Here is a 16,139-nt window from a genome sequence, read left to right as displayed (position 1 = left end):
GGCCACCCGTCCTGGCGGCGATCAGGGACCGAGAACGCTTCAGCTCAGCCAGTTCCACTCGAGACACCGCAGCCGACGGCCCCCGCCGGGTGTCCTGGTGCGCCATGAAGGGTTGACGCAATGACGCCGAACGCCGCTTCCGCCTCCTCCGGGCCGAGCCGGAGAAGCTTCCTCGCCTCCACGGCGGTCGCCACCGCAGCGGTGGCGGGAGGCATGCCGCTGCTTGCCGCCTGCGGCGGCTCGGACAGCGGCTCGCGCGAGGGCACCACGTCGGGCAAGGACGCCGAGAAGATCCTGCCGGCGTATGTCGCCAGCAATGTGGTGACGCCCGACATCCCCGCCAAGAACGGCTCGGCGATCGGCTTCACCAGCAAGCTCGATCTCGCCACTTTGAAGACCTCGGTGCCGAAGAAGCTCGGCAAGGGCGGCAAGGTCACCATCATGTCCCCCTTCTGGGGCTCCCCGCCGAAGTCCGACAACGCCTACTACAAAGCGATGAACGACCTGATCGGCGTCGACGTCGCCTGGCAGAACCAGGACGGCAACACCTACGAGCAGAAGCTCGGCGCGGTCCTCGCCTCCAGCGACGTCCCGGACGTGGTGGTCGTCCCCGGCTGGAACATGAACGGCAAGATACCCAGCGCCATCATGAGCAAGTTCGCCGACCTCGGCCCGTACCTCTCCGGGGACGCCGTCAAGGAGTACCCGAACCTCGCGGCGATCCCCACCGACGCCTGGCAGCGCTCCCTCTTCGGCGGCAGGCTGCTCGGCCTGCCGCAGCCGGCCCCGTACGTCACCGGGATCGTCCCCCTCTACCGCAAGGACGTCTTCGACAAGGAGGGGTACGAGGTCCCGAGGTCGGCCGACGAGTTCATGGCGCTGGCCAAGGAGATCACCAACGCCAAGGCCAAGCGGTGGGCCTGCCTCGACATGAAGTGGACCGCGTTCCAGGCCTTCGGCGTCCTTTCCGGCAGCGAGAAGCCGCTCGGCTGGAACCTCGTCGACGGCAAGCTGGTCTACCGCATCGAGACCGAGGAGTACCTCGAGGCGCTGGAGTGGACCCGCAAGCTCTTCGCCGCCGGGGTCGTCCACCCCGACGCCAAGCTGGGCAAGAGCCAGGCCACCGATCCCGGCCCCAAGTTCGCGGCCGGCGAGTTCCTGATCTACGCCAACAACATCAGCCAGTGGTGGAGCCGCACCGGCGAACAGGCGGCCCAGAACCCTGAGTTCAAGATCTGGGGCATGGACGTCTTCGGCCACGACGGCGGCGACCCGACCCTCTGGGCCGAGCAGCCGGCCGGCATCTTCGCCTTCGTCAACAAGAAGGCGTCGGAGTCCGTGATCCGTGACGCGCTGGCCGTCGCCAACGTCACCGCCGCGCCGTACGGCACCAAGGAGTTCATGATGACCAACTACGGTGTGGAGGGCACCCACTACACCGTCAAGGACGGCGTCCCCGTCAAGACCGACCAGGGCAACATCGACGTGATGAACGCGTACGTCATGGTCGCGAGCCCCGCCGCCACGATCGCGCACCCCGACTTCCCCGACGTCGCCAAGGCGCAGGTCGAGTGGCAGCAGCGGATGGGTGCCTTCACCAAGAAGTCCGCCTTCTACGGCATGCAGATCACCGAGCCCGCCCGCTACACCAACCTCTCCAACGACTTCGAGCAGCTCGAGGACGACATCACACGCGGCCGCAAGAAGATCAGCGACATGCAGCAGGCCGTCTCCGACTGGAAGAAGAAGGGCGGCGACCAACTGCGCGACTGGTACAAGAAGCTGCTCGACGACAACGGCTCGGCCGCGAGCTGACCCGGCACCGAGGCAAGGAGAACGGCCGTGTCGAACAGCACGGTGCCTCGGAGCGGGACCGAGGCCAGTACGCCGGCGAAGTCCGGTGATACCCCGGTGGCGTCCGGCGGCGCCACCGGCTCCCGGCCCCCGCGAAGGCAGGGGAGGCTCAGCCTGCGGCTCAGGTTCAGACGCGACCGTGTCCTGCTCCTGATGACCCTGCCGGCCGTCCTCCTGGTCCTGCTCTTCAACTACGTGCCGATCCTCGGCAACGTCGTCGCCTTCCAGGAGTACGACCCCTACATCAGCGACAACGGGGTCGTCTCCATCCTGCACAGCCCCTGGGTGGGCGTGGAGAACTTCCGGCGCATCTTCGAGGACTCGGCCTTCTGGCAGGCCGTGCAGAACACGCTGGTGCTGTTCTTCCTGCAGCTGATCGTCTTCTTCCCGGTCACGATCCTGCTCGCGCTGCTCATCAACAGCGTGGTCAGGCCCCGGGTGCGAGCGGTCGCGCAGGCCGTCCTCTACCTGCCGCACTTCTTCTCGTGGGTGCTGGTCATCGCCGTCTTCCAGCAGATGTTCGGCGGTGCGGGAATGCTTTCGCAGCTGCTGCGGCAGCACGGGTACGACGGCCTCGACATCATGACCGACCCGAACACCTTCCCGTTCCTGATCACCTCACAGGGCGTGTGGAAGGACGCGGGCTGGGGGATCATCGTCTTCCTCGCCGCGCTGGCCTCGGTCCCCCAGGACCTGTACGAGGCCGCCGCGATGGACGGCGCGAACCGCTGGCGCCGCATGTGGCACATCACCCTGCCCGCGCTGCGCCCGGTGATCGCACTGCTGCTGGTGCTGCGCGTCGGCGACGCCCTCACCGTCGGTTTCGAACAGATCCTCCTCCAGCGGGAGGCCGTCGGGCCGGGCGCCGCGGAGGTCCTCGACACCTTCGTGTGGTGGAACGGCGTGCGCAACCAGGACTTCGGCTACGCGGCAGCCGCCGGCCTCGTCAAGGGCGTGGTCAGCATCGGTCTGGTCCTCGCCGCGAACAAGGTGGCCCATCTCATGGGCGAGCAGGGGGTGTACAAGAAGTGAGCGCCGTGATCGACGAACCGGTGAAGGAACCCCGCTGGTGGGAGGCCCCGCCGCGGCCGGTGTGGGAGGAGCCGCCGTCCAGGGCCGGCCTCGCGGGCAAGGGCATCGCCCTCTCGTTCGTCTGCCTGGCCATCCTCTTCCCGCTGTGGATCGTGGTCGTCACCAGCCTCTCCTCACGGAAGACCATCGACGAGGCCGGCGGTCTCGTGATGATCCCGAAGGGGATCACCTTCGTCGCCTACCAGGAGCTGCTGAGCGGGGGGCAGGTCACGCGCGCCGCCGTCATCAGCATCCTGATCACCCTGGTCGGCACGGCGTTCTCGATGACGGTGTCGGTGCTGTGCGCCTACGGGCTGTCCCGCACAGGGTCCCTCGGCCACCGCTGGCTGCTGATGGTCCTGCTGGCGACGATGTTCTTCAGCGCCGGCCTGATCCCGACCTACCTGCTGGTGCAGTCGCTCGGACTGACGGACACCTATCTCGCGCTGATCCTGCCGAGCGCGGTCAGCGTCTTCAACATCCTGGTGCTGCGCGGATTCTTCATGGGGATCTCGCAGGAGCTGATCGACAGTGCGCGGATCGACGGCGCGGGCGACTTCCGGATCCTGTGGCAGATCGTGATGCCGCTGTCCCGCGCGGTACTGGCGGTCATCACGCTGTTCTACGCCGTCGGCTACTGGAGCGCCTGGTTCAACGCGTCCCTGTACCTCAACGACCAGAACATGATGCCGCTGCAGAACGTCATGATCCAGCTCGTCCAGAAGCAGGAGGCCCCCGTGGGCCTCGGCCAGGCCATCAAGACCGGTGAACTGTCCGGTCTCGCCGTGCAGATGGCGGTGATGGTGATGGCGCTGCTGCCGGTGGCGGTGCTGTCGCCGTTCGTCCAGAAGCACTTCAAGAAGGGCATGCTGACCGGCGCGGTCAAGGGGTAGCGGTCGTGCCCGTGCGGGGGGCCGCGGCGCGCCCGGCGGCCCGCGGGTGGCCGGCCGCGCCACGCCGGGAGCCGCACCTCCACACGGCCCCGCGCCCCGGAGGCCGGCGCGGTCACCGCTGACCGGACGGCCGCCCGGGGGCCCGCCCCGCCGCCCGCACACGGCGCTCCGCCCTCCCGCCCGGATGCGGGCACGCGTGCCGCCCGGGGCGGCACGGGTGGGCGCAGGCGGCACCCGGCCGCGCGTGCCACTCCCCGCCGCGGCGCACGGCACCAGCCAACCCAGGTCCACGATCCCGACCCCTGCGAGGAAACCCCATGCACGCCTCACCCCTCAGCCGGCGCTCCGTCCTCGCCGGGACGGCGGCCGCCGCCGCCCTCACCGCCGTCCCCGCGCTCCAGCGCACCGCGCACGCCGCGGAGCAGGCCGAGCCCGCCGCCGGCGCCCCCGCCTACCGGTGGCGCAACGCCGTCATCGGCGGCACGGGCTTCATCACCGGCGTCCTCTTCCACCCCGCCGTCAAAGGCCTCGCCTACGCCCGTACCGACATCGGCGGCGCGTACCGATGGGACGACCGCACCGCCCGCTGGACCCCGCTCACCGACCACCTCGGCTGGGACGACTGGAACCTCCTCGGCGTCGAGGCCCTCGCCGTCGACCCGGCACACCCCGACCGCCTCTACCTCGCCCTCGGAACCTACGCCCAGTCCTGGGCCGGCAACGGCGCGATCCTGCGCTCCGAGGACCGCGGCGCCACCTGGACCCGCACCGACCTCACCGTGAAGCTCGGCGCCAACGATGACGGCCGCGGCGCGGGCGAACGCCTGCTCGTCGACCCCCGTGACAGCGACACCCTGTGGCTGGGCACCCGGCACGACGGCCTCCTGAAGTCGACCGACCGGGGGGCCACGTGGGCGGCCGCCCGTACCTTCCCGGCCACCCCCGGCGCCACCGGCCAGGGCGTCACCCTCCTCGTCGCCGCCGGCCGCACCGTCTACGCCGGCTGGGGCGACGCCGACGGCACCTCCGCGAACCTGTTCAGGACCGCCGACGGCGCCACCTGGGAGCCCGTCCCCGGGCAGCCCGCCGGCACCGCCGCCAAGGTCCCGATCCGCGCCGCGTACGACCGGCACACCCGCGAGCTGTACGTGACGTACGCCGACGCGCCCGGCCCCAACGGCCAGTCCGACGGCAGTGTGCACAAGCTGGCCACGGTCACCGGCCAGTGGACCGAGGTCACGCCGGTGAAGCCCGGCGGGACCACGAGCGACGGGTCCACCGACAGCTTCGGCTACGGCGGGATCGCCGTGGACGCCCGGCGCCCCGGCACGGTCGTCGTCTCCACCAACAACCGCTGGGCGGCCGTCGACACCCTGTACCGCACCACCGACGGCGGCCGCAGGTGGACCTCCCTCAAGGACACCGCCGTCTTCGACGTGTCGGAGACCCCCTACCTCAGATGGGGCGAGGACCGGCCGAAGTTCGGCTGGTGGATCCAGGCCGTGGCCGTCGACCCGTACGACTCGCGGCACGTCGTCTACGGCACCGGCGCCACCCTCTACGGCACCCGCGACCTGAGGCACTGGGCGCCGCAGATCCGCGGCCTGGAGGAGACGTCCGTGCGCCAGCTGATCTCGCCGCCGACCGGGCAGGCGCACCTGATCAGCGGATGCGGGGACATCGGCGTGCTCTACCACGAGCGGCTCACCGCGTCCCCGTCCCGAGGCATGGCCACGAACCCCGTGTTCGGCACGGCGACGGGACTCGCCCTGGCCGCGGCCAGGCCGTCGTACGTCGTGCGCACCGGCTGGGGCGACCACGGCAACGGCGCGTACTCCGAGGACGGCGGGCGGACCTGGGCGCCCTTCGCGGCCCAGCCCGCCCTCGGCAAGGACGCACCGGGGCCGATCGCCACCAACGCCGACGGCAGCGTGCTGCTGTGGGTCTTCGTGCACTGGGACGGCACCAAGTACCCGGCCCACCGCTCCACCGACAACGGCGCCACCTGGTCCGAGGTCCCCTCCTTCCCGAAGGGCGCCACACCGGTCGCCGACCCGGCCGACCCGATGCGCTTCTACGCGTACGACACCGACACCGGGACGCTGTTCGCCAGCACCGACGGCGGCCGCACCTTCACCGCGCGGGCGACCGGGCTGCCCTCCGGCGACAGCCAGTTGGAGCTGGTCGCGGCGCCCGGCCGGTCCGGCGACCTGTGGCTGAGCACCAAGTGGAACGGGCTCTACCGGTCCACGGACGGCGGCGCGAGCTTCTCGAAGGCCGCCGGCCCCTGGGCCTCGTACACCCTCGGCTTCGGCAAGGCCGCCGACGGCGCCGCCTACCCGGCGATCTACATGGTCGGAGCCACCGAGGCCGTCACCGCCGTGTACCGCTCCGACGACGAGGCGAGGACCTGGGTCCGGATCAACGACGACGCCCACCAGTGGGGCTGGACCGGGGAGACCGTCGTCGGCGACCCGCGGGTGTACGGCCGGGTCTACCTCGCCACCAACGGGCGGGGCATCCAGTACGGGGAGCCCGTCTGATGCCCACCGGAAAAAGGCCCACGCTGGACGACGCCACCCGGGGGCGCCTCCTCTTCGGCGGCGACTACAACCCCGAGCAGTGGCCGGAGGAGACCTGGCACGAGGACGTCCGCCTCATGCGGGACGCCGGCGTCAACTCCGTCACCCTCGGCGTCTTCTCCTGGTCGAAGCTCGAACCCCGGCCGGGCGCCCGGGAATTCGGCTGGCTCGATCGGCTCATGGACCTGATGCACGACAACGGCGTCGGTGTCGTCCTCGCCACCCCCACCGCATCGCCCCCGCCCTGGATGGGCCACCTGCACCCCGACACCCTGCCCGTCGACCAGGACGGCCGCACCGAGTGGTGGGGCGGCCGCCAGCACTTCTCGCACTCCAGCGCCACCTACCGCCGCTACGCCGCCGCCATCACCGAGGACCTCGCCGCCCGCTACGGCGGCCACCCGGCCCTCACCATGTGGCACATCAACAACGAGTACTGCACCTACGACTGGAGCGACGAGGCGGCGGCCCGCTTCCGCTACTGGCTGCGGAACAGGTACGGGACCCTCGACGCCCTCAACGAGGCCTGGGGCACCGCCTTCTGGAGCCAGGGCTACGGCGACTGGGCCGAGATCCACACGCCCCGCCACGCCCACTACCTGAAGAACCCCACCCAGGTACTGGACTTCCGGCGCTTCACCTCCGACATGCTCCTGGAGTGCTACGCCGCCGAACGCGACATCGTCCGCCGGGCCACCCCGCACCTCCCCGTCACCACCAACTTCATGCCGCTGTGGTCCGGCCTGGACGCCTGGCGCTGGGCCGAGGAGGAGGACGTCGTCTCCGTCGACCTCTACCCCGACCCACGCGACCCGCTCGGCGCCCAGAGCGGCGCCCTCGTGCAGGACATGACCCGCTCCCAGGCGCGCGGCCCGTGGATGCTCATGGAGCAGGCGGCGGGCCCGGTCAACTGGCGGGGCGTCAACCACCCCAAGCCGCACGGCCTGAACCGCCTGTGGTCCCTGCAGGCCGTGGCGCGCGGCGCGGACGCCGTCTGCTACTTCCAGTGGCGCCAGTCCCGGCAGGGAGCGGAGAAGTTCCACTCCGGGATGGTCAGCCACGCGGGGGAGGAGGGCCGGACCTACCGGGAGGTCAAGCAGCTCGGTGCCGACCTCGCCCGGATCGGCGCCGAGGTGACCGGCCGGCACACGGCGGGCGACATCGCGATCCTGCACGACTGGCACGCCTGGTGGGCCGGCGCCCAGGACGGCCGGCCCTCCGGCGAGGTCGACCACCCGGACGTCCTGCGCGCCTGGCACCGCGCCCTCTGGGAGGCTCACCTCCCCACCGACTTCGCCCACCCCGAGCACGACCTCACCGCGTACAGGCTGGTCGTCGTGCCCCAGCTGTACGCCCTCACCGACGCGGCGATCGACAACCTCCGCGCGTACGTCCACGGCGGCGGCACCCTCGTCTGCGGTTTCCTCACCGGCGTCGCCGACGCGGACGACCGGGTGCGGCCCGGCGGCATGGACGCCCGGCTGCGCGAGCTGTTCGGCATCCGCACCCTGCACGAGTGGTGGCCGCTGGAACGGGAGGAGACCGTCGAGACCGACGGCTTCCGGGGAACCCTGTGGTCGGAGGAGATCGAGGAGTCCGCGGACGCCTCGGTCGAGGCCGCGTACAGGGGCGGCGAACTCGACGGACTGCCCGCCGTCCTGCGCAGGGGCCGCGCCTGGTACGTCTCCACACTTCCCGAGCCCGCCGCGCTGCGCGGCCTCCTCGCCCGCGTCGCGGCCGACGCCGGCGTCCGTCCCGTCCTCGACGGCCTGCCCGACGGGGTGGAGGCGGTCCGCCGCGGTGACCTGCTCTTCGTCCTCAACCACGGCCGCGAGCCCGTCACCGTCCAGGTCCCGGGCACCCACACCGACCTGCTCACCGGCGCCACGGTCACGGACACCGTCGCGCTCGGCCGCTACGGAGTGGCGGTGCTGCGGCCATGACCTCCCCGACGACAGCGGCGCCCACACCGCCCACGGCCCCCGGACCGGTCCACGGCACCTGGGAGCCCCGACCCGCCGCCCGCTGGGAGGACGCCTTCCTCAGCGGCAACGGCCACCACGGCGCCCTCGTGTTCGGCGATCCGGACGACGACCGGGTCGTCGTCACCCACCACACCCTCGTCCGCCCGAACGGCTCCGAGCACGCCAGGCCCCCCGAACTCGCCGCCGAACTCCCCGCACTCCAGGACCGGTTGCTGGCCGGAGACCTCACGGCCGCAGAGAGGTTCACGGACGGACGGCCGACGCGGTGGGTGCAGCCCTTCCACCCCGCCTTCCAGACCCGCCTGCGCCGCCCGCCCGCGGACCCGGACCCGGCCCGCTACCGCCGCGGCGTCGACTTCACCACCGGCGAGACCACGGCCGGCCGCGCCGACTGGACCAGCCGCGTCTTCGTCTCCCGCGCGGACGACGTGATCGTCCAGCACGTCACCGGCCGCGACCTCACCCTCGATCTCTCCCTGGACCACCGGCTTCCGGGCGCGCCGGCCGCCCTCGGCGTCGGCCACGGCACGCTGCTCACCCACCGCGTCGAACTCCGGACTTCCTCCGGCGCCCAGCCGCTCGACCTGGTCGCCGGAGAGGACCGCGTCCTCACCCTGGGGACGTGGTAGCGCCCCACACATCCCGCACTTCCCCCCACCCATGGAAGGGACCCCATGGCATCACGCATCCTCGGCAGGTTCACCAAGGCCCTGCTCGCCCCCGCCCTGGCGCTCGGCGCCACCGTCGGCCTCGCCTCCGCCCCCGCCTCGGCCGCCGTCTGGAACTCCTGCGAACAGTGGGGCAACACCAGCCTGAACGGCTACACCCTCTACAACAACATCTGGGGCGGGGGCGCCGGCAGCCAGTGCATCTGGGCCAACTCCGGCACGAACTGGGGCGTCTGGGCCGACCACCCCGACACCGGCGGCATCAAGTCCTACCCCAACGCCAAGAAGGTGATCAACAAGACGATCACCTCCCTCGGCTCGCTCAACAGCAGCTACAACGTCACCGTCCCGTCCTCGGGCTCGTACAACTCGTCGTACGACATCTGGGACACGGACTACGACTACGAGACCATGCTCTGGGTCAACCACAACGGCGCCGTCGGCGCGCTCGGCACCTTCCAGCAGAGCGTGACGCTCGGCGGGCACAGCTGGAACGTCTACAAGGGCCGGGCCTACCGGTCCGACGGCACCTACTGGGACGTCTTCTCGTTCCTGCGCACCTCGGACTCCACCTCCGGAACCGTCCAGATCCTCCCGATCCTGAAGTGGATCAAGGACACCAAGGGCTGGATGGGCAACGAGACCATCGGCGACGTGCAGTTCGGCTTCGAGATCACCTCGTCCTCCGGCGGCCTGGACTTCCGGACCAACAGCATGTCCGTCACCAGCAGCTGACCGGCCGCACCCAGCGGACCCCGCCACCCTCGGAGGGCGGCGGGGTCCGTCGTCGGTCAGGGACAGGTGGACGCCGTGTCGATCCTGATGCCGGTCACCGTGTACGCCGACGAGAAGACGGCGGTCTGGTTCGGCAGGACGCAGAGGTACTCGGTCGCGCCGGTGCTGTTGCGGGTGTAGCGCAGGTACACGCGGTCGTCGTTGCGCGTGTTGTGCACGTAGTCCGCGCCCCGGCTGCGCGAGCCGAGGTTCTGGTAGGACGTGGTGACGTCCTGGTAGGCGGCGGCGGGCGAGGCGCTGTTCCAGTTGCTCACTGTCGGATAGAAGCACACCCGGGGATAGGCACAGCCGTTGTAGCTGTCGGCGGAGGCCGTGGGTGCGAGGGCCAGTGCGGTGGCTGCTACGGCCGCGGTCGCCGTTCCGACGACCGCGAGCCTGCTCTTGATGGTCATGTCCAGCCATGCTGTCGGGGGCGCAGCCGCCTCCGGGAGCCCCCTTTCGGTCGGCTGTCCCCGCCGCGGGCACCCGCGGGATGGCCGGTCCACGCCGCGCGGACCGACCACCTGCACCACAGGGGTCCCGCAGCTCACTCGACGATCGGCAGCTCCACCCCGTCCCGAAGGAACAGCGGGATGCGGTCCAGCGGCGCGTCCACCGTGACGCGGCGACCGCCCTCGTAGGTCTCGCCGGTCCACGCGTCCGTCCAGGCGGCGCCCGCCGGGAGGTACGTCGTACGGGCCGTGGCGCCCGCCGTCAGCACCGGCGCGACCAGCAGGTCCCGCCCGAACAGGTAGGCGTCGTCGACGCCCCAGGCCGCCGCGTCGTCCGGGAACTCCAGGAACAGCGGCCGCATCACCGGAAGCCCCTCCTCGTGCGCCTCCCGCATGACGTCCAGCACGTACGGCTTCAGCCGCTCGCGCAGCCGCAGGTACCGCTCCAGGACCGCGCCGGCCTCCTCGCCGTACGACCACACCTCGTTGGGGCCGCCCGTCATGTCGGGGCCCAGGGGCATGCCCGGGTCGCGGAAGCCGTGCAGGCGCATCAGCGGGGAGAGCGCGCCGAACTGGAACCAGCGGACCATGACCTCGCGGTAGTCCGGGTCGTCCGGGTCGCCGCCGTGGAAGCCGCCGATGTCGGTGTTCCACCACGGGATGCCGGCGAGCGCGGTGTTCAGGCCGGCCGCGATCTGGCGGCGCAGGGTGGCGAAGTCGGTGCCGATGTCGCCGGACCACAGCGCGGCGCCGTAGCGCTGGCTGCCGGCCCAGGCCGAGCGGTTGAGGGTGACGATCTCGTCCTCGCCGGACGCGCGCAGGCCCTCGTAGAAGGTGCGGGCGTTCTCGGCCGGGTAGATGTTGCCGACCTCCAGGCCGGGGCCCGCCCAGTAGCGCAGGTTCTCCTGGAAGCCCGGCTTCAGCTCGGGCTCGCAGGCGTCCAGCCAGAAGGCCTTGATGCCGTAGGGCGTCAGGTAGTTGTCGCGCACCCTCGACCACACGAAGTCGCGGGCGTCCGGGTTGGTGGCGTCGTAGAAGGCCACCTGGACCGTCGAGGCGACCTCCTTGTCCGGCCAGTCGGCGTGCGCCATCGGGCCGTACTGGGTGCCGATGAAGTAGCCGCGCTGCTCCATCACCGGGTGGTTCTCGCTCAGCGGCGACACCGACGGCCAGACGCTCACCACCAGCTTGACGCCCAGCTCGTCCAGTTCGCGGACCATCGCGGCGGGGTCCGGCCACTCCTTCGGGTCGAACTTCCACTCGCCCAGGTGCGTCCAGTGGAAGAAGTCGCAGACGATCACGTCGAGGGGCAGGCCACGACGCTTGTACTCCCGGGCCACGGCGAGGAGTTCGTCCTGGGTGCGGTAACGCAGCTTGCACTGCCAGAAGCCCGCCGCCCACTCCGGCAGCATCGGCGTGCGGCCGGTCACCGCGCTGTAGCGGCGCTGGGCGTCGGCCGGGGCTCCCGCGGTGATCCAGTAGTCGATCTGGCGGGCCGAGTCCGCCACCCAGCGCGTGCCGTTGCCGGCCAGTTCCACCCGGCCGATCGCCGGGTTGTTCCACAGCAGGGTGTAGCCGCGGCTGGAGGTGAGCACCGGGATGCCGACCTCGGCGTTGCGCTGGACCAGGTCGAGGACCAGGCCCTTCTGGTCCAGCCGGCCGTGCTGGTGCTGACCGAGGCCGTACAGCTTCTCGTCGTCGTAGGCGGCGAACCGCTGCTCCAGGCGGTGGTAGCCGTTGCCGACGGCCGTGTAGAGGCGCGGTCCCGGCCACCAGAAGTGGGCGCGCTCCTCCGCCAGGATCTCGGAGAAATCGTCCGTGCGCAGGAAGCGGATCAGACCCTCGGCGTTCACCTCGACGGTGAGGGCGCCGACGGTCAGCCGGCCCAGGCCGTCCTCGACCTTGACGGTGTACGGCGCGGCCGGGGCCTCCTGGAGGAGCGCGCCGGGCAGACCGTCGAGGACGGGACCGCCGAGCCGGGCACGGACCCGGACCGCGTCCGGCCCCCACGGCTCGATGCGCAGGGTCTCCTGACGGCCGCTCCACTCCAGCGCACCGTCCCGCTCACGGAACGTGCCGACGGTGGGCGACGACTGCGCGAGGCTTACCTGAGGCTGGTTTTCGGCAGGCTGATTCACGTGAGTTGCTCCTGTGCTCCTGGAGGAGTGCAGACATGAGGAGTGCAGACATGGGGGTGCCCCGGCAGGGCACGACAGCGGAGAACGGGGTGGGTCAGGAGGCCGCGGGCGCCGGACCCGTACTCGCCCGGACCGTCAACTCGGGCGCGAGCAGCACCACGTCGTCCTTGCCGCGGCCGTCGAGCTTGGCGACGAGGTGTTCCACGGCGTGCCGGCCCATCTCCTGGGCGGGGATGGCGACCGAGGTCAGCCGCACGGAGGCCTGGACGGCGACCTGCTCGGGGCAGATCGCCACCACCGACACGTCCTCGGGCACGGCCCGCCCCTGCTGGCGCAGCAGTGCCAGCAGCGGCTCGACCGCCGACTCGTTCTGGACGACGAAGCCCGTGGTGCCCGGCCGCTCGTCGAGGATCCGGGCGAGGGTCGCGGCCATGGCGTCGTACCCGCCCTCGCACGGCCGGTGCAGCAACCGGACGCCCAGCTCCCGCGAACGGGACCGCAGTCCGTCCAGGGTGCGCTCGGCGAACCCGGTGTGCCGTTCGTAGACCGCGGGCGCCTCGCCGATGACAGCGATGTCGCGGTGGCCGAGCATCGCCAGGTGCTCCACGCACAGCGCCCCGGTCGCCGTGAAGTCGAGGTCGACGCAGGTCAGCCCGGTGGTGTCGGCGGGCAGTCCGATGAGGACGGACGGCTGGTCGGTGCCGCGCAGCAACGGCAGCCGTTCGTCGTCGAGTTGGACGTCCATCAGGATCATCGCGTCGGCGAGCCCGCTGCCGGTGATCCGGCGGACGGCGTCGGGACCCTCCTCGCCGGTCAGCAGCAGGACGTCGTACCCGTGTGTGCGGGCGGTGGTGGCGACCGCGATGGCGATCTCCATCATCACCGGGACGTACATGTCGGTGCGCAGCGGGATCATCAGCGCGATGATGTTGGACCTGCTGCTGGCCAGGGCCCGGGCCCCCGCGTTGGGGTGATAGCCCAGTTCGCGGATGCTCTGTTCGACCCGCTCCCGGGTGGTCGCGGAGATGGACCGCTTGCCGCTGAGGACATAGCTCACCGTGCTCGCCGAGACTCCGGCGTGCTGGGCGACCTCGGCGAGGGTGACCATCCAGCTCTCCAAGCTTTGTGAAGCGCTTCGACAGTGCGCGTTGCGAACAGGGGCGGGTGTGGGTGGTTCGACAGTAGCTTTAGCGGGGGTGGGTGTCCATAGGTTGTCGAAGCGCTTCGACAACAATCTCGAGGGACAGTGATCCGGTGGGGTGGTCGGCCGGGCTCGTGGGCCGTCGGCAACGCGTCCGGCCGCGGGCGGCCACTGGGGGTCGGCACACGAACCGTCCCCCGGAAGGACCCCCGATGCAACACCGTCGCCCCCGCTTCTCCAAGGGGGGCGAAGGCCCTCACCGCCACCGTGGTCGCCCTCGCGGCCGCCGCCGGCGTCACCGTGCCCGGGCCCAGGCACTCGTTCGGCGCAATCCGCTCGGCGACGACGAGTACGTCTCCGGGATCGGGGCCGGAACCGAGGTCTTCAAGGGCTGCGGCCGTCCGGACACCGTCTCCCGCTCGGTCGGCGTCGGCTGAACGGGCGCGCGAGGGGTGGTGGGGTCGCCCCGGATCGGGTACCAACGATCGAGTAGGACCCGTCGGTAACCAAGGTCCCTGATCCCGATTCGCGGCGAGGTGAGCCTCATGTCCGCACCACCCTCCTCATCCCCTCGACCCACCGTCACCGAGCGTGAGGCCCGCCAGGTGGCCGAGGCGGCCCGGGAACAGCACTGGCGCAAGCCCAGCTTCGCCAAGGAACTGTTCCTGGGCCGCTTCCGGCTCGACCTCATCCACCCCCACCCCGTGCCGGCCGACGAGGACACGCGGCGCGGCGAGGCCTTCCTCGCCAAGCTGCGCGACTTCTGCGAGACGCAGATCGACTCGGCCCGCATCGAGCGCGAGGCGCGCATCCCCGACGAGACCGTCAACGGCCTCAAGGAACTCGGCGCCCTCGGCATGAAGATCGACACCAAGTACGGCGGCCTGGGTCTCACGCAGGTCTACTACAACAAGGCCCTCGCCCTGGTCGGCTCCGCGAGCCCGGCGATCGGCGCGCTTCTCTCCGCCCACCAGTCGATCGGCGTACCGCAGCCGCTGAAGCTGTTCGGCACCCAGGAGCAGAAGGACACCTTCCTGCCGCGCCTGGCCCGCACCGACATCTCGGCCTTCCTGCTGACCGAGCCGGACGTCGGCTCCGACCCCGCCCGCCTCGCCACGACCGCCGTCCCGGACGGCGACGACTACGTCCTCGACGGGGTCAAGCTGTGGACGACCAACGGCGTCGTCGCCGACCTCCTGGTCGTCATGGCCCGGGTGCCGAAGTCGGAGGGCCACAAGGGCGGCATCACCGCCTTCGTCGTCGAGGCCGCCTCCGAGGGCATCACCGTCGAGAACCGCAACGCCTTCATGGGCCTGCGCGGCCTGGAGAACGGCGTCACCCGTTTCCACCGGGTGCGCGTCCCCGCCGCCAACCGCATCGGCCCCGAGGGCGCCGGCCTCAAGATCGCCCTGACCACCCTGAACACCGGCCGGCTCTCCCTGCCCGCCATGTGCGTCGGCGCCGGCAAGTGGTGCCTGAAGATCGCCCGCGAGTGGTCGGCCGCCCGCGAGCAGTGGGGGAAGCCGGTCGCCCTGCACGAGGCCGTCGGCTCCAAGATCAGCTTCATCGCGGCGACCACCTTCGCGCTGGAGGCCGTCGTCGACCTCTCCTCCCAGATGGCCGACGAGGACCGCAACGACATCCGCATCGAGGCCGCCCTCGCCAAGCTCTACGGCTCCGAGATGGCCTGCCTGATGGCCGACGAACTGGTCCAGATCCGCGGCGGCCGCGGCTTCGAGACCGCCGAGTCCCTCGCCGCCCGCGGCGAACGCGCGGTCCCCGCCGAACAGCTCCTGCGCGACCTGCGCATCAACCGCATTTTCGAGGGCTCCACGGAGATCATGCACCTGCTGATCGCCCGCGAGGCCGTCGACGCCCACCTCTCCGTCGCCGGCGACCTGATCGACCCCGACAAGTCCCTCCAGGACAAGGCGAGGGCCGGCGCGAACGCGGGCGTCTTCTACGCCAAGTGGCTCCCGAAGCTGGTCGCGGGACCCGGCCAGCTCCCGTCGGCGTACGCCGAGTTCAAGCACGAGGTCGATCTCTCCCCGCATCTGCGCTACGTCGAGCGGCACGCCCGCAAGCTCGCCCGCTCCACGTTCTACGCCATGTCCCGCTGGCAGGGCCGGATGGAGACCAAGCAGGGCTTCCTCGGCCGGATCGTCGACATCGGCGCGGAGCTGTTCGCGATGAGCGCGGCCTGCGTGCGTGCCGAACTGCTGCGCTCCCGCGGCGACCACGGCCGCGAGGCCTACCAGCTCGCCGACGTCTTCTGCCGGCAGGCCCGCCACCGCGTGGACGCCCTCTTCACCCGCCTGTGGGCCAACACCGACGACCTCGACCGCAAGGTCGTCAAGGGCGTCCTGGCCGGCACCTACGAGTGGCTGGAGCAGGGTGTCGTCGACCCGTCGGGCGACGGCCCGTGGATCGCCGACGCCACCGCGGGCCCGAGCGAGCGGGAGAACGTGCACCGCCCGATCAGGTGAGCCGGCGCGCACCCACGCCAGGGGTGTCCCCCCACGAGAGGGACCGTGAGGGGACACCCTGCCCACGCCCGCACCCCGTGCGGCGACAATGGGGG

The 16,139-nt window shown here is 71.3% G+C and carries 11 protein-coding genes and 1 pseudogene; 9 read left to right on the top strand and 3 right to left on the bottom strand.

Annotation, left to right across the window (positions count from 1 at the left end):
• The first annotated feature begins 120 nt into the window (after positions 1–120).
• The 7 genes and pseudogenes from ACIHAR_RS36290 to ACIHAR_RS36260 all read left to right on the top strand — a co-directional run bounded on the left by ACIHAR_RS36290 (position 121) and on the right by ACIHAR_RS36260 (position 9,788).
• Positions 121–1,815, top strand: a complete 1,695-nt coding sequence (locus tag ACIHAR_RS36290) for an extracellular solute-binding protein (RefSeq protein WP_365466109.1) — start codon at positions 121–123, stop codon at positions 1,813–1,815.
• Positions 1,816–1,842: 27 nt separating this feature from the next.
• The gene (locus ACIHAR_RS36285; RefSeq protein ID WP_400023471.1) at positions 1,843–2,886 is read left to right on the top strand and encodes an ABC transporter permease; all 1,044 of its coding nucleotides are present in this window, start codon (positions 1,843–1,845) and stop codon (positions 2,884–2,886) included.
• Entirely contained in the window at positions 2,883–3,818 is a 936-nt protein-coding gene (locus ACIHAR_RS36280) for a carbohydrate ABC transporter permease (RefSeq protein ID WP_365466105.1), read from the top strand. Before ACIHAR_RS36285 ends, ACIHAR_RS36280 begins: the two co-directional genes overlap by 4 nt.
• A gap of 317 nt (positions 3,819–4,135) precedes the next feature.
• Positions 4,136–6,361 (top strand): WD40/YVTN/BNR-like repeat-containing protein, encoded by a 2,226-nt coding sequence (locus tag ACIHAR_RS36275; protein WP_400023469.1) that lies wholly within the window; start codon positions 4,136–4,138, stop codon positions 6,359–6,361.
• Positions 6,361–8,343 (top strand): beta-galactosidase, encoded by a 1,983-nt coding sequence (locus ACIHAR_RS36270; RefSeq protein ID WP_400023468.1) that lies wholly within the window; start codon positions 6,361–6,363, stop codon positions 8,341–8,343. Before ACIHAR_RS36275 ends, ACIHAR_RS36270 begins: the two co-directional genes overlap by 1 nt.
• Positions 8,340–8,924, top strand: a pseudogene (locus ACIHAR_RS36265) (glycoside hydrolase N-terminal domain-containing protein); the annotation flags it as partial. The gene ACIHAR_RS36270 and the pseudogene ACIHAR_RS36265, both read left to right, overlap by 4 nt.
• 135 nt (positions 8,925–9,059) lie before the next feature.
• Positions 9,060–9,788 (top strand): hypothetical protein, encoded by a 729-nt coding sequence (locus ACIHAR_RS36260; protein WP_400023466.1) that lies wholly within the window; start codon positions 9,060–9,062, stop codon positions 9,786–9,788.
• Between the two features lie 56 nt (positions 9,789–9,844).
• Here ACIHAR_RS36260 and ACIHAR_RS36255 read toward each other — a convergent pair whose 3' ends face one another.
• From ACIHAR_RS36255 to ACIHAR_RS36245, 3 genes are all read right to left on the bottom strand, one after another.
• Entirely contained in the window at positions 9,845–10,240 is a 396-nt protein-coding gene (locus ACIHAR_RS36255) for a hypothetical protein (protein ID WP_365466096.1), read from the bottom strand.
• Positions 10,241–10,374: 134 nt separating this feature from the next.
• Positions 10,375–12,417 (bottom strand): TIM-barrel domain-containing protein, encoded by a 2,043-nt coding sequence (locus tag ACIHAR_RS36250; RefSeq protein ID WP_400023464.1) that lies wholly within the window; start codon positions 12,415–12,417, stop codon positions 10,375–10,377.
• A 94-nt stretch (positions 12,418–12,511) separates the two neighbouring features.
• Positions 12,512–13,525 (bottom strand): LacI family DNA-binding transcriptional regulator, encoded by a 1,014-nt coding sequence (locus tag ACIHAR_RS36245; RefSeq protein WP_365466093.1) that lies wholly within the window; start codon positions 13,523–13,525, stop codon positions 12,512–12,514.
• Between the two features lie 245 nt (positions 13,526–13,770).
• Between ACIHAR_RS36245 and ACIHAR_RS36240 the strand changes: the two genes are divergently transcribed.
• On the top strand, positions 13,771–13,995 hold the full coding sequence (locus ACIHAR_RS36240; RefSeq protein ID WP_400023463.1) for a hypothetical protein: 225 nt from the start codon (positions 13,771–13,773) through the stop codon (positions 13,993–13,995).
• A gap of 108 nt (positions 13,996–14,103) precedes the next feature.
• Positions 14,104–16,044, top strand: a complete 1,941-nt coding sequence (locus ACIHAR_RS36235) for an acyl-CoA dehydrogenase family protein (protein WP_365466091.1) — start codon at positions 14,104–14,106, stop codon at positions 16,042–16,044.
• Positions 16,045–16,139: the final 95 nt, after the last annotated feature.

Source organism: Streptomyces sp. NPDC052016 (assembly GCF_044548445.1).
GTDB lineage: Bacteria > Actinomycetota > Actinomycetes > Streptomycetales > Streptomycetaceae > Streptomyces.
Note: the sequence above shows the minus strand (reverse complement) of the source record. Positions and strands in the feature narration are given on the sequence as shown.

Coding starts and splice junctions, on each gene's coding strand:
- ACIHAR_RS36290 (WP_365466109.1), top strand. CDS start 121: ATGACGCCGAACGCCGCTTCCGCCTCCTCCGGGCCGAGCCGGAGAAGC.
- ACIHAR_RS36235 (WP_365466091.1), top strand. CDS start 14,104: ATGTCCGCACCACCCTCCTCATCCCCTCGACCCACCGTCACCGAGCGT.
- ACIHAR_RS36245 (WP_365466093.1), bottom strand. CDS start 13,525: ATGGTCACCCTCGCCGAGGTCGCCCAGCACGCCGGAGTCTCGGCGAGC.
- ACIHAR_RS36275 (WP_400023469.1), top strand. CDS start 4,136: ATGCACGCCTCACCCCTCAGCCGGCGCTCCGTCCTCGCCGGGACGGCG.
- ACIHAR_RS36255 (WP_365466096.1), bottom strand. CDS start 10,240: ATGACCATCAAGAGCAGGCTCGCGGTCGTCGGAACGGCGACCGCGGCC.
- ACIHAR_RS36260 (WP_400023466.1), top strand. CDS start 9,060: ATGGCATCACGCATCCTCGGCAGGTTCACCAAGGCCCTGCTCGCCCCC.
- ACIHAR_RS36270 (WP_400023468.1), top strand. CDS start 6,361: ATGCCCACCGGAAAAAGGCCCACGCTGGACGACGCCACCCGGGGGCGC.
- ACIHAR_RS36240 (WP_400023463.1), top strand. CDS start 13,771: ATGCAACACCGTCGCCCCCGCTTCTCCAAGGGGGGCGAAGGCCCTCAC.